This window comes from Sphaerisporangium sp. NPDC005289, assembly GCF_040607455.1.
GTDB lineage: Bacteria > Actinomycetota > Actinomycetes > Streptosporangiales > Streptosporangiaceae > Sphaerisporangium > Sphaerisporangium rhizosphaerae.
This window is the reverse complement of record NZ_JBEXGS010000011.1, coordinates 22,533-43,741: the sequence shown is the minus strand read 5'-3', so window position 1 is coordinate 43,741 and position 21,209 is coordinate 22,533. Positions and strand designations below refer to the sequence as shown.

Sequence of the window (21,209 nt, the reverse complement as noted above, 5' to 3'; positions counted from 1 at the left end):
GGGTCGCGGGAAACATTGCCCGCCCCCCGGCCGTTAGCGTGTACGACGACATCTAGCGAAAGGACAGTCGTGTCCGCTCCGGACCCATGGAGTACCTGCCCGTGCCACGGCACGGGCCTCGTCAAATATCGGACGGCTGAGCTGTGACCATCGTTCTCGGTCTGGCCGCCGTCCTTGTTCTCACCCTGACGACCGGTTTCTTCGTCGCCCAGGAGTTCGCGTTCGTCGCCTCCGACCGGGCGGCGCTCCGGCAGCAGGCCGCCGCGGGCGACGCCGCCGCCGAGCGGGCTCTGAAGGTCACCGGCAGGCTCTCGTTCATGTTGTCGGGCGCCCAGCTCGGCATCACCGTGACCACCTTGCTCGTCGGCTTCATCACCGAGCCCGCGCTCACTCCGCTGATCAGCCCCGGACTGGCCGCCGCCGGAGTGCCGCAGGCCGCGATCCCGGGCGTCGCCGTGACCCTCGGGCTGGTCGCCGCCACGGTCGTGCAGATGGTGCTCGGCGAGCTGGTGCCCAAGAACTACGGCATCGCCCGGCCCGAGCCGGCGGCCAAGTGGCTGGCCCGTCCCACCCTGGCCTACATGGCCGTCGCGGGACCGGTCATCCGCTTCTTCGACACCTCCGCCTCCCGCCTGCTCCGCCTGGTCGGCGTCGAGCCGGTGGAGGAGGTGGAGCGCGGCGCGACCCCGGAGGAGCTGTCGCGCATCATCGCCGAGTCCGAGGCGGCCGGTGAGCTGTCCGGGCGCCTGTCCGACCTGCTGGAGCGCGCCCTGGAGTTCGGCGACCGCACCGCCGAGGACGTCATGGTGCCTCGTCCCCGCGTGGTCTCGCTGCGTGCGGGACGGCCCGCCTCCGACCTGCTGGACGCCGTCAAGTCCTCCGGCCACTCCCGTTATCCCGTCCTCGGCGCCGACGGCGGCGACGTCGTCGGCGTGACCGGCCTGCGCGAACTGTTGCGGGCACCCTCGGACGACGTGCCCATCGAGCGCATCAGCGTCACGCCGCTGCTCGTGCCCACCACGCTCCCGCTGCCCGCGCTGCGGGAGCGCATGCGCGCCTCCGGCCGCGAGCTGGCGTGCGTCATCGACGAGTACGGCGGGCTCGCCGGCGTCGTCACGATGGAGGACCTGGCCGAGGAGCTCGTCGGCGAGCTGGTCGACGAGAACGATCCCGACCCGGCCGAGGCCGTCGCGCTGGAGGACGGCACCTGGGACGTGCGCGGCACCCTGCGCCTGGACGAGGTGGAGCGCGCGACCGGTCTGCGCCTGCCCGAAAGCGACGACTACGAGACCGTGGCCGGGCTGATCATGTCGCGCCTCGGCCGCCTCGCCGAGCCCGGGGACGAGGTGAGCGTCCCCCTGACCGACGAGCAGGACCTTCTGGAGGCCGGCGAGCCGGCCGGGAGGGAGGCGGTGGTCACCGTGCTGGACGTCCAGCGCAGGATCCCCGACCGGGTGCGGCTCGTGCCCCGGGCCGCCGACGCGGCGGTCATGAGCGGTGAGGCCCGGTGAACTCCGTCACCGCCCTCCTGCTCGGCGTCGTGCTGCTCGTCGGCAACGGCCTGTTCGTCGCGGCCGAGTTCGCCGTGGTGTCCGGCAGCCGGCACCGCCTGGAGGAGGCCGCCGCGGGCGGAGGCCGCCTCACCAAGGCGGCCGGACGCGCAGCCCTCCGCAACGGGCGGGAGCTCTCGCTCATGCTGGCCGGCGCGCAGCTCGGCATCACGCTGTGCTCGCTGGGCCTGGCCATGGTCACCGAACCGGCGATCGAGCACCTGCTCGAGCCGGTGTTCGGGCTGGTCGGGCTTCCCGAGTCCGCGCGCGTGGGCGTGGCGTACGTCATCGCCCTGGCGGTCATCACGTTCCTGCACATGGTCGTGGGGGAGATGGCGCCCAAGTCCTGGGCGCTGACCCGCCCTGAGCGGACGGCCCTGGGCCTGGCCCTGCCGTTCCGCGGCTTCACCTGGATCGCCCGGCCGGTGCTCGCGGCGCTCAACGGGCTGTCCAACGGCCTGCTGCGCGCCTTCGGCGTCCGGCCGCGCGACGAGCTCGCCACGACCCGGACGCCGCCTCAGCTGGCCATGCTCGTCGGCGAGTCGGCCCGCATGGGGCTGCTGGACCGGGACGAGCACGACCTGCTCACCAGCGCGCTCCGCGTCCAGTCGCAGACCGTGGAACGGCTGACGGTGCCCATCGCGCGGGCCACGGCCGTGCCCGCCGGCGCCCCGGAGGCGGTCGTGCGGCGGACGGCGGCGGCGTCCGGCCACCTGCGGCTGCTGGTCAACGGCGGCGCCCCGGAGGACGTGCTCGGCGTGCTGCACGTCCGTGACACGCTCCTGAACCCCGGTACGCCGCCGGAGGAGCTCATGAGCCCCGCTCCGCGCCTTCCGGCGTCGGCGACCATCCCGGAGGCCGTGGAGCGCCTGCAGGACGCCCACGCCCATCTGGGCCTCGTCGTGGGCCGGGACGGGCGGGTGGCCGGCATGGTGAGCCTGGGCGACCTGGTCGGCGAGCTGCTGAACGCTCGTGCAAGCACCCCGAAAGCGGGCTGAAAGCCAGGACGGCTAGACATCCGTGAGCGGATCGACCACATCGGATGTGAAGAACGGGCCATCGCGCGCCCGGCGGGGCTTCTCTCGCCGGGCGCCGCGGACTACCTTGATCGAAGCCCTTTCATCACAGGGGTGTCTTGCGCCTCCTGCGGGGTAACGCCCATCGGGAGCCGCGGGACCTCGAACCTTCGGGGGTTCCAGGGGTCGACTCCTTGGACGACGCAACCCCGGAGGACCGATGACCACCACCGAACCACCCAGGCGCGCAAAAAACGCCCCTGGGAAGAAGCATCAGCTTCGACCATGCGGGCCTCGGGGGTTCCAGGGGGTGTCCCCCTGGGGTAACACAAAGGCCCCGAGGGAAGAAGCTCTGCTTCGACCATGCGGGGCCCGAGTGGGCGAGGAGGGATTTGAACCCTCACATCCTTTCGGACACACGGACCTGAACCGTGCGCGTCTGCCATTCCGCCACTCGCCCTTGTTGAGTGCGGTCCAAAGGCTAGCACGGATCCGTGCATGCCACCGAACCCGGATACGATCCTCCTAGACGATGGAGGAAGGGAGGTACCCGGTGGGAGTCCTTCAGCGCTTCGAGCGAAGGCTCGAAGGCTTGGTCGAGGGGGCCTTTGCGCGGGCGTTCAAATCTGACCTTCAGCCGGTCGAGGTCGCCAGCGCGGTTCAGCGGGAGATGGACGAACGGGCCGCGATCGTGGCGCAGGGCCGCACGCTTGTGCCGAACGACTTCGTGGTGGAGCTGTCCACGACCGACAGCGAGCGGCTGGAGGTGTACGCCGACAGCATCGGCCACGAGCTCGCCAACCTCGCCAGGGAGTACGCCAAGGAGCAGGGGTACTCGTTCGTGGGACCTGTCCGGGTGCGCTTCGAGACCGCCGACGATCTGGCGGTGGGCCTGTTCCGCATCCGCTCGGGGGTGATCAGAGGGGCGACGGTCGAGCAGGACGAGATCCGGCAGCCCGTTAGCGATCTCCCGGCGAGCAAGCCGAGCGCGTTCGCCGGCCGTCCGCGCCTGCTGGTGTCCACCCAGGACGACCCGCAGGGGCAGCGGTCCTTCGACCTCACGACCCCTGTGACGCTCCTCGGACGGGGCACCGACTGCGATCTGCGGCTGGTGGACCCGGGCGTCTCCAGGCACCACGCCGAGCTCAGGGTCGAGGGGCCGACAGTGGCCCTCGTCGATCTCGGTTCAACCAACGGCACATTCGTCAACGGCCAGCCGGTTCGCCGGATCGAGCTCCAGGACGGCACCCGCGTGACCTTGGGGCGCACGACTCTGGTGTTCCGGCGCGATTAAGGGTAGACAGACGGTCCATGTCCGAGCTCACTCTGCTGCTGATCCGGCTCGCGTTCCTCGCGGTGCTGTGGTTCTTTGTGATTGCCGCGGTGGGAGTGATCCGGACAGACTTGTTCGGATCACGCTCGACCGCTCCCGCGGCCGCGCGCAAACCCGTCAAGCCCGCTCGCCAACCAGCCAAGCCGAAGAAGGGGGAGCCGAAACAACTGGTCGTTACGGGTGGTCCCCTGCAAGGAACCATCATCAACCTCACGGAGACGCCAATCACTATCGGTCGGGCGAATGACGCCACGCTGGTTCTCAGCGACGATTACGCTTCCAGCCGGCACGCCCGGCTGTTCCCCCAGGACGGTCAGTGGATCGTGGAAGACCTCGGCTCGACCAACGGCACCTATCTCGACCGCTCCAAAGTGACCCGCCCGACTCCGGTGCACCTCGGCCAGCCGATCCGCATCGGTAAAACCGTCATCGAATTGCGCAAATGACAATCGCACTCCGCTACGCCGCCCGCTCGGACGTCGGCCTCCTCCGCGAAGGAAACGAGGACTCGGCGTACGCGAGCCCGCGCCTGCTCGCCGTCGCAGACGGCATGGGCGGGCACGCTCACGGTGAGGTGGCCAGTTCGGTCGCCATCACCGCCATGTCGTCCCTCGACCGGGACGCCTCCGGGGGTGACCTGCTCAGCGCCATCGAGGCCGCGGTGCGCGACGCCAATCGCAAGCTGCACGAGATGGTCGGCCGTGATCCCAGCCTCAAGGGCATGGGCACCACACTCACGGCCATGCTGTGGTCGGGCACCCGCGTCGCCCTCGTCCACGTCGGCGACTCCCGCGCCTACCTTCTCCGCAACGGCGAGCTGTACCAGATCACACACGATCACACCCTGGTGCAGTCGCTCGTGGACGACGGGAGGATCACGCAGGAGGAAGCCGCCAGTCATCCTCAGCGCTCGATCTTGCTGCGCGCCCTCGACGGCAGCGGCGAGGTCGATCCAGATCTGTCGCTTCGCGAAGCGCAGATCAACGACCGCTATCTGCTCTGCTCGGACGGCCTGTCCAGCGTCGTCAGCGCCGAGACCCTGCACCACACCCTGACCACCGTCGACGAGCCGGACCAGGTCGTCCGCCAGCTCATCGACCTCGCCAACCGGGGCGGCGGCCCCGACAACATCACCTGCATCGTCGCCGACGTCGTCGAGATCGAGGAAGGCCAGGTCGTGGCGGGTGACGCCGCGGTCGTGGGCGCCGCCGGGTCCAACCGGCTGCGTTCCCAGCCTCCCGACACGCCGGCGGGGCGCGCGTCCACGATCACCGCTCCCCAGCCTGTGATCGTGGACGACGACCTGGATGACGAACCCGCGGGCGGCCCGGCGGCGAACGCCGTGGCCGCCCCGCGGCGTGTCAAGCGGCGGCGCGCGTGGCCGATGGCCGTGGTCGTGGTGGGGCTTCTCGCGGTGGCCGTGGGAGGTGGTGGCTATTTCGGGTACCGCTGGACACAGGACCAGTACTACGTCGGCGCCAAAGGCGACGAGCTAGTCTTGTTTCGCGGGGTTGACACCACCATCGGACCGATCCAACTGAATTCCGTCGCGCAGAGCACCGGCCTTTCGGTGTCGTCCATCCCCGAGCCGGAGCGCGATCAGGTGCGGCGGGGCATCCCCGTGGCCGACCTCCAGGCAGGACAGACGAAGATCAACGACCTCAAGGCCAAGTCCGGCGGCGACCAGAAGACCACGCAGCCGACGGCTTCCCCGACCCCCACGGAGTCCTCGTAAGTGAGTGCCGTAGACGACGCGGCCGTCCCCATGACCGCGAAACGGCGCGGGGCGCAGCTTGTCATGCTCGCCTTCGCCGTCGCGATCGTCATGGTCGCCTACGCCAACGTCGGTCTGGGTGAGGGCGGCAAGGTTCCCGCCGGCATGCTGGGCTACGGGCTCGGCCTCGGCGGGCTGATGCTGGCCGCCTACTTCGTGCTGGCCAAGTTCGCCCCCTGGGCCGACCCCCTGATTCTTCCGCTGGTGACGCTGGTCAACGGCCTCGGCCTGGTGATGATCTACCGCCTCGAGCTGGCCACGAAGCTCGCCTCGGCCAACACCCAGCTCTTCTGGACCGCGCTCGGCGTCGTGATGTTCTCCGCCACGCTCATCGTGCTGCGCGACCATCGGGCGCTGCAGCGCATGACCTACACCGCGGGCTTCGTGGGCCTCGGGCTGCTGATCCTGCCCATGACCCCCTTTCTGGGCAAGCAGATCAACGGCGCCCGCATCTGGGTCCAGGTCGGCGGCTTCTCCATCCAGCCCGGCGAGTTCGCCAAGCTGGCGCTGGTCGTCTTCTTCGCCGGCTACCTGGTGGCCAAGCGCGACGTGCTGGCGCTGGCCGGCCGCCGTCTGCTCTTCATCGACCTGCCCCGCGCCCGCGACCTCGGCCCGGTGCTCATCACCTGGGTCGTCAGCGTCGGAGTCCTGGTCCTGGAGAAGGACCTCGGCACTTCCCTGCTGCTGTTCGGCGCCTTCATCGCGATGCTCTACGTCGCCACCCAGCGCACGTCGTGGGTGCTCATCGGCGTGCTGCTGTTCGCGGGCGGCGCGTTCGTCGCCGGGCAGCTGTTCAGCCACGTCGGCGACCGCTTCCAGGTCTGGCTGAACCCGGGCGACCCTGAGCTGTTCAACCGCGTGGGCGGCAGCGAGCAGCTCATGCAGGGCCTGTTCGGCATGGGGTCCGGCGGCATCCTCGGCACCGGGCTCGGCCAGGGCCACCCGTACCTGATCCCGCTGTCGTTCTCCGACTTCATCTTCGCCGCCACCGGCGAGGAGCTCGGGCTCACCGGCCTGATGGCGCTGCTCATGGTGTACGCGCTGATCGTCGAGCGCGGCCTGCGCACCTCCATCGCGGCCCGCGACCCGTTCAGCAAGCTGCTGGCGGGCGGTCTGTCGTTCATCCTGGCCTGGCAGGTGTTCATCATCGTCGGAGGCGTGACCAACCTGATCCCGCTGACCGGCCTGGTCACGCCGTTCATGTCGCAGGGTGGGTCCGCCCTGCTGGCGAACTGGATTCTTATCGCGCTTCTGGTACGCATGTCTGACGCGGCACGGCGGCCGCCGCCGCAGGCGATCCAGGACGAAGGGCTGACGCAGGTGTTCCAGCGATGAACGGCACGCTCAAGCGGGCGGCGGTCGCCTGCCTGGCCATGTTCGCCCTGTTGATGATCAACGTGAACTACCTCCAGGCGGTCAAGGCCGACCAGCTCCGCGCGGACAACCGCAACAAGCGCAGCTTCTTCGCCCGCTACGAGAGCGAGCGCGGCATGATCACCGCGGGCGGCGAGACGCTGGCCAAGTCGGTCGACACCGGCGCGGGGAAGGACTTCCGCTTCCAGCGCAAGTACGTCGACGGCCCGGTCTTCGCGCCGGTCATCGGGTTCTTCGCGCCCGAGAGCGAGCGCGGCATCGAGAACGCCGAGAACCAGTACCTCAACGGCAGCCACCCCGACCTGTTCGTCCGCCGCACGGTCGACCTGATCACCAGCAAGCCGACGCGCGGCGCGGCGATCGATCTGACCCTGGTGCCCAAGGCGCAGCGGGTCGCCTACGAGGGCATGCAGAAGAGCGGCAAGCGCGGCGCGGTGGTGGCGCTGGACCCCAAGACCGGCGCGGTGCTCACCATGGTGTCGGTGCCGAGCTACGACCCGAGCCCGATGGCCGTGCCCGACAAGGCCAAGGCCGCCAGGGTCTACAACAAGCTCAACTCCGACGACAACGAGCCGCTGATCAACCGGGCCACCAGCAAAACCTACGCCCCTGGCTCGACGTTCAAGGTGATCACCTCGGCGGCCTACCTCAGCGAGGACGAGTCGCGCGATGTGAACACGACGGTGGACGCGCCGGACATCCTGCCGCTGCCGGGCACCACCATCGGCCTGCGCAACTACCACGGCGAGTCGTGCGGCGGGCGGGCCACGCTCATCGACGCGCTGACTATCTCGTGCAACACGGCGTTCGGCACGATGGCGCTGGAGATGGGCTACGACAAGCTCCAGGAGCAGGCCGCGAAGTTCGGCATCGGCCAGGAGATGAACATCCCGCTGAACGTGGTCAAGAGCGACATCGGCCCCGACGAGGGCAAGGCCGCGCTGGCGCAGACGGCGATCGGGCAGCGCAGCAACCAGATGACGCCGCTGCAGATGGCCATGGTGGCCGCCGGCGTGGCCAACGAGGGCAAGGTCATGAAGCCCTACCTGGTCAACAAGATCCTCAGCCCGGACGGCGACGAGATCGACAAGGCGCGCCCGCAGGAGCTCGACGAGGCGATCAGCCCCGACGTCGCCGACAAGCTGCGCCAGATGATGATCAGCGTGGTGCAGAACGGCACCGGCACCGCCGCCCAGCTTCCGAACATCACCGTGGCCGGCAAGACCGGCACGGCCGAGACCGCGAAGGGCGCCGCGTCGCACGCCTGGTTCATCGCCTTCGCCCCCGCCGAGGACCCAAAGGTCGCGGTCGCGGTGTTCGTCGAGTCCGGCAGCGCCGGCAACGACGCGACCGGCGGCGTCGTCGCGGCCCCGATCGCGCACGACGTGATGCAGGCGGTGCTCGGCCAGTGAGTTTCGCCGACCGGGTGCTGAACGACCGCTACCGGCTGACCGGGCGCATCGCCGCCGGCGGCATGGGCGAGGTCTGGCGCGCCACCGACCGGCTGCTCGCCCGCGACGTCGCGGTGAAGCTGCTGCGCCGGCACGTGGCCGCCGACCCGGAGTTCCGCGAGCGCTTCCGCAACGAGGCGCGCATCACCGCCGCCCTGTCCGACCCCGGCATCGCCCAGATCTTCGACTACGGCGAGCAGGACGACCTGGCCTACCTGGTGATGGAGCTGGTGACCGGCGAGCCGCTGTCGGCGATCCTCGGCCGCAACGGCACGATCAGCCCCGAGGCCACCCTCGACGTCATCGCCCAGACCGCGCGCGCCCTGCACACGGCGCACCGGGCGGGCATCATCCACCGCGACGTCAAGCCGGGCAACCTGCTGGTCACCGAGGCCGGGCTCATCAAGGTCACCGACTTCGGCATCGCGCGGGCCCTGGAGGGCTCGCGCATCACCATGACGGGCACCGTGCTCGGCACCGCGCAGTACGTCAGTCCCGAGCAGGCCTCCGGCAGCACGCTCACCCCCTCGACCGACCTGTACTCCCTCGGCGTGGTGGCCTACGAGTGCCTGACCGGGCAGCCGCCGTTCACCGGCGGCAACCAGGTCACGATCGCCCTGCGCCACCTGAACGAGCAGGTGCCCCCGCTGCCGGAGACCGTGCCGCGGCCGGTGCGCGACCTGGTCGCGGCCATGCTGGCCAAGGCCCCCGAGCACCGCCCGCCCACCGCCCGCGAGCTGGCCGACCGGGCGATGGTGCTGCGCGACTCGCTGGTGAAGGCCCACGACTCGCACCTGAGCATGCTGACCGATCCGTCGGGCTTCGCCGTGCGCAGGGCCGTCGGGGAGTCCGGCCGGCCGTTCGGGTCCGGCGCCGCGCCCGTCCCACCGGCCGGCGCCGCGTTCCCGGCGACCGGCGCGGTCCTTCCGGGAGCCGGAGCGGCCACTCCGGCGGCCGGCGCGGTCACTCCGGCGGCCGGCGGCTTCGGTGGTCTGTACGACGACACCACCGCGGACGTCCCGCCCGCCACGCCCACCCGCATCGGCCGTCCTCCGGCGGGCCCCGGCCCCGGGCCGGGGCATCCCCGGCCGCTTCCGCCGCCGGGGCGCCGCCGCCGGCGCCGGGCGATCGGGCTGTTCGCCGCCGCGGGGTGCGCGGCCGCCGTCGGGTTCGGCGCGCTGGCGACCGGCGGGATCCCCGAGCTGGGGACGGACGGCGGGCCGAGCGCGCCGTCCGATCCGGTGACCGGCGGCCCGGTGTCGTCGTCGCCGACGCGCACGTCAGCGGGATCCGTTCGACCCAAACCGGTGAAGTCTGTCAAGCCGTCGGCGTCACGGTCGGCTACGGTAAGCACGTCGGCCACGCCCACCCGGCCGCGCACGCCGACGCCGATCCCGTCCGCTACTCCGACCCCTACTCCGACGCCCACACCGACCCCCACGCCGAGTGAGACGCCAAGCCCCAGTGCATCCGCAAGCACCACAATCCCCCCGAACGGGGAGACGTAATGCGGTGGGGGGTCGATGATGGACACCGGCAGCCGCACCGCGGGCCGGTACCCAAGATGAACGGCAAGGGACTGTGCAGGAAATGACTCAGCCTCGGCTACTCGGTGGTCGCTATGAGCTCGACGGAGTCGTCGGGCGCGGCGGCATGGCCGAGGTGTATCGCGCCCGGGACATCCGGCTGGACCGAGTTGTCGCGATCAAGACACTCCGTTCTGATCTGGCGAGGGATCACACCTTCCAGGCCCGTTTCCGCCGCGAGGCACAGTCCGCGGCGTCTTTGAACCACCCCTCGGTCGTCGCGGTGTACGACACCGGCGAGGACATGACGGACGCCACCCCCGTGCCGTACATCGTCATGGAGTTCGTCGACGGGCGCACCCTGCGCGACCTGCTGCGGGCCGACCGGCGCCTGCTGCCGGAGCGCGCGGCCGAGCTGGTCGACGGCATCCTGCGCGCGCTGGACTACAGCCACCGCGGCGGCATCGTCCACCGTGACATCAAGCCGGCCAACGTCATGATCACGCTCGCCGGCGACGTCAAGGTGATGGACTTCGGCATCGCCCGCGCGATGGCCGACTCCGCCGCGACCATGACGCAGACCGCGCAGGTCATCGGCACGGCCCAGTACCTCTCGCCCGAGCAGGCCCGCGGTGAGCGCGTGGACGCCCGCAGCGACATCTACTCCACCGGTTGCGTGCTGTACGAGCTGCTCACCGGCCAGCCGCCCTTCACCGGCGACTCCCCCGTGGCCATCGCCTACCAGCACGTGCGCGAAGACCCGATCCCGCCGTCGCAGATCGACCCCGACATCCCCAAGTGGGCCGACGCCATCGTCCTGAAGGCCATGGCCAAGGACCCGGCGCACCGCTACCAGAGCGCCGCCGAGATGCGCGCCGACATCCAGCGGGCCCTGAGCGGCATGCCGGTCGACGCCGCGCACACGATGGCGATCAGCAACAACAACTACACCGGCCAGCAGACCCGCACGCTGCAGGCGCCGGGCGGGCCGGCCACCCAGCGCACGAACGCGGTGCCGCCCTACGAGTACGCCCCGACGCAGGCGGGTGGCGGCGGCGGCCGGTACGAGCGCCGGCGGGCCGCCTCCGGCGGCAACACCGCGCTCAAGACCGCCGCGTGGATCCTCATCCCGCTGCTGGTGATCGGCGCCTTCATCGGCATCGGCTACGCCTTCCTTAGCTCCGACGGCGGCGGGCAGCAGACCGCGAGCGAGGTCTCCATCCCGCTGGTGAAGGGGCAGACCGAGGACGCCGCCAGGGCCAAGCTGGAAGACCAGGGCCTGAAGGTCGAGGTCGTCCAGGAGTTCAGCTCCGACGTCGACAAGGGCACCGTCATCGGCACCGAGCCCGCGGCCGGCGAGAAGGCCGCCAAGGGCGCCACCGTCCAGCTGAAGGTCTCCAAGGGCATCAAGCAGGCGGTCGTGCCGGACGTGGTCGGAACCACGGTGGACGAGGCCACTGAGACGCTCAAGAAGAACAATCTCAACGTGCAGGTGGTCAGCGTCGTCTCCGGCAAGGAGCAGCAGAAGGTCTTCCAGAGCAAGCCGGCCGCGGGCGAGAAGGTCGACGAGGGAAGCATCGTCAAGATCTACGTGCCCAAGGCGCAGACCGAGGTGCCGGATGTGACGGGCCAGACCGCCAAGGAGGCCACGGCCACCCTGCGCGGCGCGGGCTTCAAGGTCAGGACCGTCGAGCAGACCAGCGCGGACGTCCCCCAGGGCAACGTCATCAGCATGAGCCCGAAGCCGGGCTCCAAGCTCACCCCGGGCATGACGATCACGCTGGTGGTGTCCTCGGGGCCGCCGGAGGAGACCTTCCCGACCGACGAGCCCACCGACCAGCCGACCGACCCCAACCAGCAGCCGACCGACCCGAACGAGCAGCCCACCGACGACCCGTTCAGCGACCCGCCGCCGGACAACTTCGGCAACTGACGCACCGTCCGCTCAGCGCGGTGTGAGCCCCTTCCCGGCGTCCGGGGAGGGGCTTTCCCGTGTGCGCGAAGGCGACCGCCAGGGGCGAAGGGTCTGCCGGAGATGGCGGGCTGCCGAGGAGGGCGGGGAGTGCGGGCCGACGGCGGGGCGCGCGCGGCCGGACATGAGAAGAGGGTCTCCGCCGCTCGGGGGCGACGGCGGAGACCCTCATTCGGTAGTCGTCTCAGAGCCGCCCGGCGTTACACGATTTGGGCGAGCCAATTTCCGAGAAGTTCGTGCCCGTGCCGGGAGAGCACGGATTCGGGGTGGAACTGCACGCCTTCGACCCGCGCGGTGGCGTGCCGCACCCCCATGATGACGCCGGTGCCGGTGGCGGCGGTGACGGTCAGCGTCTCGGGCAGGGTGCCGGGGACGACGGCGAGCGAGTGGTAGCGGGTCATGGTGACCGGCGAGGGCAGCCCGGCGAACACGCCCTCGCCGTCGTGGACGATCTCGCTCGTGCGGCCGTGCATCAGCTCGGGGGCCCGGGCCACGGCGGCCCCGTAGGCGACGGCGATGGCCTGGTGCCCGAGGCAGACGCCGAGCAGGGGGAGGTCGCGCTCGGCGCAGAAGCCCACCAGGGGCACGCTCACCCCGGCGGCCTCGGGTGTTCCGGGGCCGGGGCTGATGAGCACGCCGTCGAAGCCCTCGGCGTCCCGCAGGCGCACATGGTCGCGTGGCCGGACGTCGCAGTCGGCGCCCAGCTCGCGGAGGTACTGCACGATCGTGTGGACGAAACTGTCGTGATTGTCCACCACGAGCACGCGGCTCATCGGCCTACGGTCGCCCGGTCGACGGGCATGTGCGGCTCCAGGGAAGGGAACACGAAATACCAGAGTACGACCCCCGCCGCACCGGCCAGCACGAGCATCGTCGCCAGCTTGACCCCGGTTCCGCCGGGGATGACCCGCCAGAGCCATCCGTACATCGGCCGCCTCGCTTCCTGGAAAGATCCGGTGGGAGTGTCGGGCAGGGGCGCCGCCGTCAGGTGCGGCGGTCGCGCTTGGCGGACAGGACGCCGTAGACGACCAGCCGCTCCCGGGCGGAGTACTCGGGGTGGCAGGTCGTGAGGGTGATGACGGCCTCGGTGGGACGCGCGCCCGGGCGGTTGGGCACCGGCGCTATGACGTCCACCTGGTCCGGCGTGACGACCTGCTTGCCGGAGACGCGGTAGGTGTAGCGGGCCTCGGGGGCGTCGATGACGATGGCGTCGCCCCGGCGCAGCTCGTCGATGCGGTTGAAGGGGGCGGCGTAGGTCGTGCGGTGGCCGGACAGCACGAAGTTGCCGACCTTGCCGGGACGGGCCGTGCCCGGATAGTGTCCCGGCCCGCGGCGCAGGTCCTCCTGGCCGACGCCCTCCAGGACGGCGTATTCGTAGTCGCGCCCGAGGCGGGGGATGCGGATCATCGCGACGGCGTCGCCGAGGTGGATCTTGCCGAGCTTGGCCACTTTGGCGGTCTGCCGGAGCTGCTGCTTGAGGATGTGCTGGTACCACTCGGTGTAGGAGCCGGTGCCCCAGAGCAGGTAGGCGCAGAAGAGGAGCATGGCCACCCCGGCGGTCACGCTGAGCTCGCCGCAGGTGCGCAGCAGGGTCCTCATATCCACCGCCAGAAGGCATAATCACGACATATCCGGAGTAGCGGAGGAGGCGTGCGGATCACGCCTGCGCAAGCCAGCGTAGGCAGGACCCCTCGCGGCGTCCCGGCGACGATCGGCGCTTGACTTACTTTTTGCGCGTGAATCGCCGTTCGCCGCTTACGCCGACTAGGCTTACTGCGGTCTTCACAGGCCAGCGATTACGCTGGCTGCCAGTGCCCGCGACACCGCGCGGGCCCCACCAGGAGAGCTGCCGTGCCCAAGTCCAACACCCGCAAGAAGGCGGTCTACACCCCGCCGCAGAAGTCGCAGCAGGTCAAGGTGAGCCCCCGCTGGCTGGCGCCGACGATGGTCGTCGCCTGGATCATCGGCATCCTGTGGATCGCGGTCTTCTACATCGCCCCGACCACGCCCGGCATCGCCGCACTGGGCAACTGGAACCTGGGCGTCGGTTTCGTCCTGATCATCTTCGGTGTGGTGCTGTCCACCCGCTGGCGTTGAGGCGTGTCCACTCGCCGGCGGCCGAACCGGTCACGACCGGACGCGCACGGCGAGTGACGTTTTCCACAGGTTTTATCCACAACCTGGGGAAGCAAGCCCGGGGCTCCTCCGGGAAGCGTCCCCCGCTCAGGCCCCGAGCGGGGGCATGAGCGCCACCAGGGCGACGCAGGCCGCGAGCACCACCAGCACCGTGCCGAGCTGCACGGCCTTGCGGTTTCCCGAGGGCGCGTAGGCGAACAGCGCGGTCACCAGCGTTCCGGTGACCAGGCCGCCGAGGTGGCCCTGCCAGCTGATGCCCGGGATCACGAAGGTCAGCACCACGTTGATCCCGATCAGCCAGATCACGCCCCGGGCGTCGTAGCCCAGGCGCCGGGCGACGACGAACATCGCGCCGAAGAGCCCGTAGATCGCCCCGGAGGCGCCGACGGCCGCCGAGCCGAACAGGTAGACGGCGACCGAGCCGCCGAGCGCCGCGAGCAGGTAGACGCTCGCGAAGCGCACCGAGCCGAGCATCCTCTCAAGCTGCGGGCCGATGACGAACAGAGCCCACATGTTGAACAGGATGTGCCAGTAGGACGGCGGGGGCGCGTGCAGGAAGGCCCCGGTGATCAGCCGCCACCACTCGCCCATGGCGACGTCGTAGGACGACATCTCGAAGCGGCCGAGCACCTGGGCCGGAGCGACGACCTCGCCCAGGTAGGCGAGCACGTTGATCGCCAGCAGGGCCCACGTCACGATCGGAGTGGTCACCGGCCTGCCGCCGAAGGGCGCCTCGGCGCGGCGGACCGTGCGGCTGCCCTCGCGCACGCACTCGACGCACTGGTGGCCGACCGCCGCCTCGCGCATGCAGTCGGGGCAGATGGGCCGCTCGCACCGCTGGCACCGCACGTAGGTCTCGCGGTCGGGGTGCCGGTAACAGGTGGGGACCGCGTCAGAGGGACCGGGCTCGGAGTGGTCCTGCGGCCGGTCGGACGGACTGGGGTGGTCTGGCTGAGTGGTCATCGCCTGTTCGAGGCCCCTTCACCTGTGCGCGCCTATCCACAGACTGCCACCCTACGCACGCCGGCGAGCGCGCGGTGCCATGGATCGCCACATCCGAGTGCGGCCGTGGATGGCCGCATCAGGGTGCGGCCGTGGAGGTGTGCCCCTGGCGGCCTCGCGGCCGAGGCCGCCGGGGCGCGGCCGCCTCAGGACTGGACGCGCTCGATCACGACCTCCTGGATGACGACGTCGGTGAGCGGGCGGTCCTGCCGGGTCGGCGTCTTGACGATGGCGTCCACGACGTCCTGCCCCTCGATCACCTCGCCGAAGATGGTGTGCGCGCCGTTGAGGTGCGGGGTGGGGACGACGGTGATGAAGAACTGCGAGCCGTTGGTGCCCCGGCCGAAGCGCTTGCCGGCGTTGGCCATGGCGAGCAGGTAGGGGCGGTCGAAGCGCAGGTCGGGGTGGATCTCGTCGTCGAAGTCGTAGCCGGGGCCGCCGATGCCCTGGCCGAGCGGGTCGCCACCCTGGATCATGAAGCCCTGGATGACCCGGTGGAAGATCGTGCCGTCGTACAGCCTGTCGTTGGTCTTCTGCCCGGTCTCGGGGTGGGTCCACTCGCGGGTGCCCTCGGCGAGTTCCACGAAGTTGCGCACGGTCTTGGGCGCGTGGTCGGGGAAGAGACGGAGCTTGACGTCACCCAGAGTGGTGCGGAGTTTTGCGATGAGATTCTCAGCCACGGGGGCTGCCCCCTTCGATATGTCGGGTTACCCGTCGGTTTTGCGTTGTTTCGTCCACTATGGCGCAATGGCCTACCCCGCATCCTCCCATGCCGCGTCAGGATTGAGCCGCTTTCGATCGGGAAGGTGAGCCTGCAGGGCCCCGAGGACAGGGGAGGTTATCGTGTCCCTGACACTGAGAAGACGCCGTGTGAGCATGGTCATACCGATGGCGGCCACGCGGATGGATCGGATGAAGACCCAGGCCATGCGGACGGCCGACCAGGTCCGTCCGATGGCGCACACCGCCCGCGAGGTCGCCGCGCACCGCATCGAGGACGCCCGCGTCTGGGCGGCGCCCATGCTCGACCGTGCGGCTCATTCGGTCGAGGACGAGATCGCGCCGAAGGTCAGCGCGTTCCTCGCCCGCGCCGCCGAGCGCGTCGATCCGGCTCCGTCGATCAAACGGCGGAGCCGCTGGTCGATGCTCGCCCTGGCGGCCGGCGTGGCGGCCTGCGCGGTGGGCATCGTGCTCTACCGCAACAACAGCCGCCAGTGGGCCGACACCATGAAGGACACCGGAGCCGATGCCAGCAGGTGGCCCGGCGAGAGGGTGGACGACATGGGCGGCGCCGAGGAAGGCGGCATGAGGGCCGACGACACCTCGCGCAAGATGTACTGAACCGAGCGGCGAGGCGCCCTCCGGAGCATCCGGGGGGCGCTTCCTGCCGTCCTGGGGGCGGTCACGCGTCGCAGCCGATAGTCCATATCGCGAAATTCCGGCATTTATCAGGCACGGAGCGGGACTGAACCCGCCTCCGCCGGGCAGCAAGGACGCGTGTCCGACACTGGCAGCTCCGAGCGCGCAGACATCTCCAGCGTGTTCCCCTCGTTCCCCGCGGAAGGCGCCGAGAACCCCGGCGCGTCCGACGCCGCACCCACGGACGCGGGCGTGGCCGGCGACCCCCGCCCCGCGGCGCCCTCCGGTTCCTCCGAGGTGTCCCGCACGGCCGGCGACCCGGCCGGCGACGGCGCGGGAGAGCCCCGCAAGATCGACCCCAAGGAGTACGAGCAGCCGTTCGGCCGGCCCGGCCGTCCGTTGCGGAGCAACCCGTTCATGTTCGGCCTGACCGCCGCCCTGGGCGTGCTCACCGCCTGGCTGCTCGTGCAGTCCATCGCCTCCGCCGGGTCCGCCATCGTGCTGATCATCGTCTCGCTGTTCCTGGCGATCGGGCTCAACCCGGCCGTGGAGGCGCTCCAGCGCCGCAACCTGTCGCGCCGCCTGGCGATCACGATCGTGTTCGGCGGGGTCATCGCGTTCTTCGTGGCCTTCGGGCTGGCGATCGTGCCCCCGCTCACCGACCAGACCACCGGCTTCATCCAGCACCTGCCGGAGTACGTCCAGCAACTGCAGAACCACCCGGTGATCCGCTCCGTCGACCAGCGCTACCAGGTGCTGGAGAAGCTGCAGCAGTACGTGACCAGCGGCAGTCTGGCGAGCCAGATGTTCGGCGGCCTGCTCGGCGTGGCGAGCGTCGTGATCAGCGCGCTGTTCAGCGGGCTGACGGTGCTGGTGCTGACGCTCTACTTCCTCGGCTCGCTGCACTCGATCAAGGAGACCGGGTACCGGCTGGTCCCGCGTTCCCGGCGGACGCGCGTGCGGCTGCTCGGCGACGAGATCCTCAGGCAGATCGGCGGCTACGTCGCCGGCAATCTGATCATCTCCCTGATCGCCGGCGGGGTGACCTTCGTCTTCCTGTCGGTGCTCAAGGTGCCCTACGCGCTGGCCCTGGCCATCTTCGTGGCCGTGACCGACCTCATCCCCATGGTCGGGGCGGTGGCCGGGGCCGTGGTGGCCTCCGGCGTCGGATTCCTGACCTCGGTGCAGGTCGGCATCGCGTGTGTGATCTTCTTCATCGTGTACCAGCAGATCGAGAACTACGTGATCTCGCCGCCGGTGTTCAAGTCGTCGGTCGCGGTGCCGCCGGTCGCCACGATCATCGGCGCGCTGCTCGGCGGGGCGCTGCTCGGCATCGTCGGCGCGCTGCTCGGCATCCCGCTGGCGGCCGCGGTCCTGCTCCTGGTGAGAGAAGTGGTCTTCCCTCGCCAGGAACGGGTGTGACCGCGGGAGCCCGTGCCCCTTACCGGCGGCCGCCCGCCACGGGACGCCGGCCGGCGTACGGGTTGCGGGACGAGCGGCCGGGCTCGCGCAGCGCGTCGCGACGCTCGCCGGGCTGGTCGCCGCGGCGCTTGCGCATCAGCCACCATCCGACGCCGAGGACGACGAGCCCGAACGGCGTGCGGGCCAGCCAGCGGGTCGCCACGAGTTTCAGCAGTTTCTTCATGCGTTCTCCTCGGTCCGGTCGTTGCGCCTGCCTCTACCCTCCGGACCGGTGAACATGCTGGTGCGGGGCCCGCGCGGTCACAGCCTCCACTTCTGATTGCTCCAGCGGTTGCAGTCCCACAGGTGGACGCGGGCGCCGTTGCTCCCGACGCCCTTGAGGTCGGCGTCCAGGCACCGCCCGCCGGCCAGGCTGTAGATGGCGTGGCTGCGCCGGTCGTACAGCCACTGCTGGTTGGCGCCGCCGTTGCAGTCCCACAGTTGCACCCGGGTGCCGTTCCTGACGAGGTTGCCGCGGTCGGCGTCCAGGCAGCGGCCGTTGACCAGGTTCCTGATGGTGTGCGTGGCCGGGTCGTAGCTCCAGGTCTGGTTCGCCCAGCCGTTGCAGCTCCACAGTTGGATGCGGGTGCCGTTGCTGCCGATGCGGCCGAGGTCGGCGTCCAGGCAGCGGCCGTCGGCGCGGTTGTGGATGGGGCCGCTCCCGGCGCCGCCGCCGGCGGTCGCCGAGGCGGCGGTGGCGGTGGCGGCGAGGCAGCCCGCCGCGACGAGGAGCGTCCTTACCGCTGCGAGAAGGTGGCGTCGCATCTCAGGCCCCTCAGATGGTCCACTTCTGGTTGGCCCAGCCGTTGCAGTCCCAGAGCTGGACCTTGGTGCCGTTGCCGCCGATGCCGTTCAGGTCGGCGTCCAGGCACCGCCCGTTGTACATGCTGTAGATCGTGTGGCTGATGGCGTCGTAGATCCACTTCTGGTTGCTCCAGCCGTTGCAGTCCCAGAGCTGGACCTTGGTGCCGTTGCCGCCGATGGTGTTGAGGTCGGCGTCCAGGCAGCGGCCGTTGTACTGGCTGCGGATCGTGTGCGTCCGCACGTCGTAGGTCCACTTCTGGTTGTTCCATCCGTTGCAGTTCCACAGCTGCACTTTGGTGCCGTTGCGGCCGATGGTGTTGAGATCGGCGTCCAGGCACCGCCAGTTGGCGTGGTTGCGGATGGGGCCGGGCGCCGCGGCCGCGCCCACGGCGGGCGAGGCGCCCGTCGCGGCGGCGAGGACCGCCGCGCAACCGGAGGCGACCGCGAACGTCCGAGCCGCTCTGATGAACTTCCCCCGCATGATGTCCGATCCCTTTCACGTGTACGCGTCGCTACTCTCGGTAGTCGAAGCTACACGCCAAGTGATGACACCGGTGCGGTTGACACGTCGGCGCGTCCCGGGGAATCACATGTTGATCATGTGGCCCGCCAGGCCGTGGATCGCCTCCTTCACCGCCTCGCCGAGCGTCGGGTGGGCGTGCACGTTGCGCGCCACCTCATTGACGGTGAGGTCCCACTGCTGGGCCAGGGTCAGCTCCGGCAGCAGCTCGGTGACCTCGGGGCCGATCAGGTGCGCGCCGAGCAGCTCCCCGTACCGGGCGTCACTGAGGATCTTGACGAACCCCACGGCGTCCCCGAGCCCGTGCGCCTTGCCGTTGGCGGTGAAGGGGAACTTCGCCACCTTGACCTCGAAGCCCTTCTCGCGCGCCTGGGCCTCGGTGAACCCGAAGCTGGCGATCTGCGGCTGGCAGTAGGTGGCGCGCGGGATCATGACGTAGTCGAGCTCCATCGTCTCGGCCTCGGCGATGGTCTCGGCGGCGACGATGCCCATGGACTCGGCCGCGTGCGCCAGCATGAGCTTGGCGGTGACGTCCCCGATGGCGAAGATGTGCGGCACGCTCGTGCGGCAGAGCCCGTCGATGTCGATGGCGCCGCGCTCGGTGAGGCGCACGCCGGTGTTCTCCAGCCCGTAGCCCTCGACGCGCGGCTGGAAGCCGATGGCCTGCATCACCTTGTCGGCCTCGAGCGTGCGCCGCTCGCCGCCGCTCGACACCGTGACCTTGACCTTCTCGCCGGACTCGTCGATGTCCTCCACCCGGGTGGAGGTCAGCACCTCGATGCCGAGCCGCTTGTACCTGCGCGCCAGCTCGGCCGAGACCTCCTCGTCCTCCAGGGGCACGATGCGGTCGAGGAACTCGACGATCGTCACCTTGACCCCGTAGTTGCGCAGGACGTAGGCGAACTCGACGCCGATGGCGCCGGCGCCGGCGATGACGATGCTCTCGGGGAGGGCGTCGCTGAGGATCTGCTCCTCGTAGGTGACGACCCGGTCGCTGACGGAGGTGCCCGGGAGCAGCCGCGTCGTCGCGCCCGTCGCGATGATGCAGTGGTCGAACGTCACGGTCTCGGCGCCGCCGTCCGAACGGGCCACCTGCAGCGTGTGGGGGTCGGTGAAGGTCCCCCGGCCGTCGTACTCGGTGATGCCGTTCTTCTTCATCAGGAAGTGGACGCCCTTGACGCGTCCGTCGGCGACCTTGCGGCTGCGCTTGAACGCCTCGCCGTAGTCGAAGGTGACCTTGCCTTCCACGTGGATGCCGAAGGTCTTGGCCTCCTGGGTGAACAGGTGGGCGAGCTCGGCGTTGCGCAGCAGCGCCTTGGAGGGGATGCAGCCCACGTTGAGGCAGACACCGCCCCAGTAGCGTTCTTCGACGACGGCCGCGCTCAGGCCGAGCTGGGCGGCCCGGATGGCCGCGACATACCCACCGGGGCCGGCTCCGACCACCACGACGTCATAATGAGCAGTCATGCACCGGACCATATGTGGTACCGGCGCGTGCTGCCGCACCGGGGTCCATGGGCCCAGAGATCCGGCCTGACGGACATGACAGCCCTTGTCCCGATATCCAGGCACTTCTCCGCGCGATTACCAGTCGCGGCTTTCCGCGCGAGAAAGCATCCTTCTTCCGTACGCAACGGACACTAAGCGGGAAACGACCATATGAGTATTAAGGGCCAGGTTCCCCGAAATAGCGGTTCGAGCGGCGGGCGCACGGGCCGCCGAGGGTGCCGAGTTATAGCAAGATCAAGACGAGCAAGTCCGCTGAAGTCGGGAAATATGGAACCGAAGACCACAACAAGAGATTAAGCACATCGCAAAAGTGGCAGTTATTCGTTTGTCCGACGTCGCCCGAGGAAAACAGACAAGTAGCGAGACTCACTGAGTCACCACAGCATTCACCGCGATGCCGCTGAATGCACCCTTCAAGCACC

At 70.0% G+C, this 21,209-nt stretch carries 21 protein-coding genes and 1 tRNA gene; 12 read left to right on the top strand and 10 right to left on the bottom strand.

Going from position 1 to position 21,209, the window contains the following annotated elements; all coding sequences use genetic code 11:
• Positions 1–143 precede the first annotated feature (143 nt).
• Positions 144–1,511: a hemolysin family protein gene (locus ABZT47_RS20265; RefSeq protein WP_354844008.1), complete on the top strand. Its 1,368-nt coding sequence runs from the start codon at positions 144–146 to the stop codon at positions 1,509–1,511.
• Positions 1,508–2,548, top strand: coding sequence for a hemolysin family protein (locus tag ABZT47_RS20260; RefSeq protein WP_354844005.1), 1,041 nt, complete (start codon positions 1,508–1,510; stop codon positions 2,546–2,548). Before ABZT47_RS20265 ends, ABZT47_RS20260 begins: the two co-directional genes overlap by 4 nt.
• Before the next feature lie 395 nt (positions 2,549–2,943).
• Here the strand turns inward: ABZT47_RS20260 and ABZT47_RS20255 are convergent.
• Positions 2,944–3,026, bottom strand: a tRNA-Leu gene (locus tag ABZT47_RS20255).
• A 93-nt stretch (positions 3,027–3,119) separates the two neighbouring features.
• Here ABZT47_RS20255 and ABZT47_RS20250 point away from each other — a divergent pair.
• The 7 genes from ABZT47_RS20250 (at position 3,120) to pknB (ending at position 11,957) form a co-directional block, all read left to right on the top strand.
• On the top strand, positions 3,120–3,860 hold the full coding sequence (locus tag ABZT47_RS20250; RefSeq protein WP_354844003.1) for a DUF3662 and FHA domain-containing protein: 741 nt from the start codon (positions 3,120–3,122) through the stop codon (positions 3,858–3,860).
• Positions 3,861–3,877: 17 nt separating this feature from the next.
• Positions 3,878–4,345 (top strand): FHA domain-containing protein, encoded by a 468-nt coding sequence (locus ABZT47_RS20245; RefSeq protein ID WP_354844001.1) that lies wholly within the window; start codon positions 3,878–3,880, stop codon positions 4,343–4,345.
• A complete protein-coding gene (locus ABZT47_RS20240) occupies positions 4,342–5,634 on the top strand; it encodes a Stp1/IreP family PP2C-type Ser/Thr phosphatase (RefSeq protein WP_354843999.1) in 1,293 nt (430 codons plus the stop codon). Before ABZT47_RS20245 ends, ABZT47_RS20240 begins: the two co-directional genes overlap by 4 nt.
• A gap of 30 nt (positions 5,635–5,664) precedes the next feature.
• Positions 5,665–7,008, top strand: a complete 1,344-nt coding sequence (locus ABZT47_RS20235) for an FtsW/RodA/SpoVE family cell cycle protein (RefSeq protein ID WP_354844615.1) — start codon at positions 5,665–5,667, stop codon at positions 7,006–7,008.
• A complete protein-coding gene (locus tag ABZT47_RS20230; RefSeq protein WP_354843996.1) occupies positions 7,005–8,459 on the top strand; it encodes a penicillin-binding protein 2 in 1,455 nt (484 codons plus the stop codon). Before ABZT47_RS20235 ends, ABZT47_RS20230 begins: the two co-directional genes overlap by 4 nt.
• Complete coding sequence (locus ABZT47_RS20225; RefSeq protein WP_354843994.1) at positions 8,456–10,006, top strand: serine/threonine-protein kinase; 1,551 nt, start codon at positions 8,456–8,458, stop codon at positions 10,004–10,006. The genes ABZT47_RS20230 and ABZT47_RS20225 overlap by 4 nt, the downstream gene beginning before the upstream one ends.
• Positions 10,007–10,088: 82 nt before the next feature.
• Positions 10,089–11,957, top strand: a complete 1,869-nt coding sequence (gene pknB, locus ABZT47_RS20220; RefSeq protein ID WP_354843992.1) for a Stk1 family PASTA domain-containing Ser/Thr kinase — start codon at positions 10,089–10,091, stop codon at positions 11,955–11,957.
• 239 nt (positions 11,958–12,196) lie between these two features.
• Here the strand turns inward: pknB and ABZT47_RS20215 are convergent, their stop codons facing one another.
• Genes ABZT47_RS20215 through ABZT47_RS20205 form a run of 3 tightly spaced genes read right to left on the bottom strand, consistent with a single transcriptional unit; the run spans position 12,197 to position 13,595 of the window.
• On the bottom strand, positions 12,197–12,769 hold the full coding sequence (locus ABZT47_RS20215) for a gamma-glutamyl-gamma-aminobutyrate hydrolase family protein (protein ID WP_354843990.1): 573 nt from the start codon (positions 12,767–12,769) through the stop codon (positions 12,197–12,199).
• Positions 12,766–12,924, bottom strand: a complete 159-nt coding sequence (locus ABZT47_RS20210; protein WP_354843988.1) for a hypothetical protein — start codon at positions 12,922–12,924, stop codon at positions 12,766–12,768. Before ABZT47_RS20210 ends, ABZT47_RS20215 begins: the two co-directional genes overlap by 4 nt.
• Before the next feature lie 56 nt (positions 12,925–12,980).
• On the bottom strand, positions 12,981–13,595 hold the full coding sequence (locus tag ABZT47_RS20205) for a class E sortase (protein ID WP_354844612.1): 615 nt from the start codon (positions 13,593–13,595) through the stop codon (positions 12,981–12,983).
• A gap of 252 nt (positions 13,596–13,847) precedes the next feature.
• Here ABZT47_RS20205 and ABZT47_RS20200 point away from each other — a divergent pair, with 252 nt between their 5' ends.
• Positions 13,848–14,093 carry a cell division protein CrgA gene (locus tag ABZT47_RS20200; RefSeq protein WP_354843986.1) on the top strand — a complete coding sequence of 82 codons (246 nt, stop codon included), beginning with the start codon at positions 13,848–13,850 and terminating at the stop codon, positions 14,091–14,093.
• Positions 14,094–14,219: 126 nt separating this feature from the next.
• Here ABZT47_RS20200 and ABZT47_RS20195 read toward each other — a convergent pair whose 3' ends face one another.
• Positions 14,220–15,095, bottom strand: coding sequence for a rhomboid family intramembrane serine protease (locus ABZT47_RS20195; RefSeq protein WP_354843983.1), 876 nt, complete (start codon positions 15,093–15,095; stop codon positions 14,220–14,222).
• 185 nt (positions 15,096–15,280) lie between these two features.
• The gene (locus ABZT47_RS20190) at positions 15,281–15,814 is read right to left on the bottom strand and encodes a peptidylprolyl isomerase (protein ID WP_354843980.1); all 534 of its coding nucleotides are present in this window, start codon (positions 15,812–15,814) and stop codon (positions 15,281–15,283) included.
• A 190-nt stretch (positions 15,815–16,004) separates the two neighbouring features.
• Here ABZT47_RS20190 and ABZT47_RS20185 point away from each other — a divergent pair, with 190 nt between their 5' ends.
• Both ABZT47_RS20185 and ABZT47_RS20180 read left to right on the top strand, forming a co-directional pair.
• Complete coding sequence (locus ABZT47_RS20185) at positions 16,005–16,475, top strand: hypothetical protein (RefSeq protein ID WP_354843977.1); 471 nt, start codon at positions 16,005–16,007, stop codon at positions 16,473–16,475.
• A gap of 156 nt (positions 16,476–16,631) precedes the next feature.
• On the top strand, positions 16,632–17,915 hold the full coding sequence (locus tag ABZT47_RS20180; protein WP_354843974.1) for an AI-2E family transporter: 1,284 nt from the start codon (positions 16,632–16,634) through the stop codon (positions 17,913–17,915).
• Positions 17,916–17,934: 19 nt separating this feature from the next.
• Here ABZT47_RS20180 and ABZT47_RS20175 read toward each other — a convergent pair whose 3' ends face one another.
• The 4 genes from ABZT47_RS20175 to lpdA form a co-directional block, all read right to left on the bottom strand.
• Entirely contained in the window at positions 17,935–18,138 is a 204-nt protein-coding gene (locus ABZT47_RS20175) for a DUF6203 family protein (RefSeq protein WP_354843971.1), read from the bottom strand.
• Between the two features lie 77 nt (positions 18,139–18,215).
• Positions 18,216–18,719, bottom strand: coding sequence for an RICIN domain-containing protein (locus ABZT47_RS20170; RefSeq protein ID WP_354843968.1), 504 nt, complete (start codon positions 18,717–18,719; stop codon positions 18,216–18,218).
• A gap of 10 nt (positions 18,720–18,729) precedes the next feature.
• Complete coding sequence (locus ABZT47_RS20165) at positions 18,730–19,239, bottom strand: RICIN domain-containing protein (protein WP_354843965.1); 510 nt, start codon at positions 19,237–19,239, stop codon at positions 18,730–18,732.
• Positions 19,240–19,344: 105 nt separating this feature from the next.
• Positions 19,345–20,745, bottom strand: a complete 1,401-nt coding sequence (lpdA, locus tag ABZT47_RS20160) for a dihydrolipoyl dehydrogenase (protein WP_354843962.1) — start codon at positions 20,743–20,745, stop codon at positions 19,345–19,347.
• Positions 20,746–21,209 lie beyond the last annotated feature (464 nt).

Coding starts and splice junctions, on each gene's coding strand:
- ABZT47_RS20195 (WP_354843983.1), bottom strand. CDS start 15,095: ATGACCACTCAGCCAGACCACCCCAGTCCGTCCGACCGGCCGCAGGAC.
- lpdA (WP_354843962.1), bottom strand. CDS start 20,745: ATGACTGCTCATTATGACGTCGTGGTGGTCGGAGCCGGCCCCGGTGGG.
- ABZT47_RS20175 (WP_354843971.1), bottom strand. CDS start 18,138: ATGAAGAAACTGCTGAAACTCGTGGCGACCCGCTGGCTGGCCCGCACG.
- ABZT47_RS20245 (WP_354844001.1), top strand. CDS start 3,878: ATGTCCGAGCTCACTCTGCTGCTGATCCGGCTCGCGTTCCTCGCGGTG.
- ABZT47_RS20210 (WP_354843988.1), bottom strand. CDS start 12,924: ATGTACGGATGGCTCTGGCGGGTCATCCCCGGCGGAACCGGGGTCAAG.
- ABZT47_RS20235 (WP_354844615.1), top strand. CDS start 5,665: ATGACCGCGAAACGGCGCGGGGCGCAGCTTGTCATGCTCGCCTTCGCC.
- ABZT47_RS20205 (WP_354844612.1), bottom strand. CDS start 13,595: ATGAGGACCCTGCTGCGCACCTGCGGCGAGCTCAGCGTGACCGCCGGG.
- ABZT47_RS20240 (WP_354843999.1), top strand. CDS start 4,342: ATGACAATCGCACTCCGCTACGCCGCCCGCTCGGACGTCGGCCTCCTC.
- pknB (WP_354843992.1), top strand. CDS start 10,089: ATGACTCAGCCTCGGCTACTCGGTGGTCGCTATGAGCTCGACGGAGTC.
- ABZT47_RS20230 (WP_354843996.1), top strand. CDS start 7,005: ATGAACGGCACGCTCAAGCGGGCGGCGGTCGCCTGCCTGGCCATGTTC.
- ABZT47_RS20170 (WP_354843968.1), bottom strand. CDS start 18,719: ATGCGACGCCACCTTCTCGCAGCGGTAAGGACGCTCCTCGTCGCGGCG.
- ABZT47_RS20215 (WP_354843990.1), bottom strand. CDS start 12,769: ATGAGCCGCGTGCTCGTGGTGGACAATCACGACAGTTTCGTCCACACG.
- ABZT47_RS20165 (WP_354843965.1), bottom strand. CDS start 19,239: ATGCGGGGGAAGTTCATCAGAGCGGCTCGGACGTTCGCGGTCGCCTCC.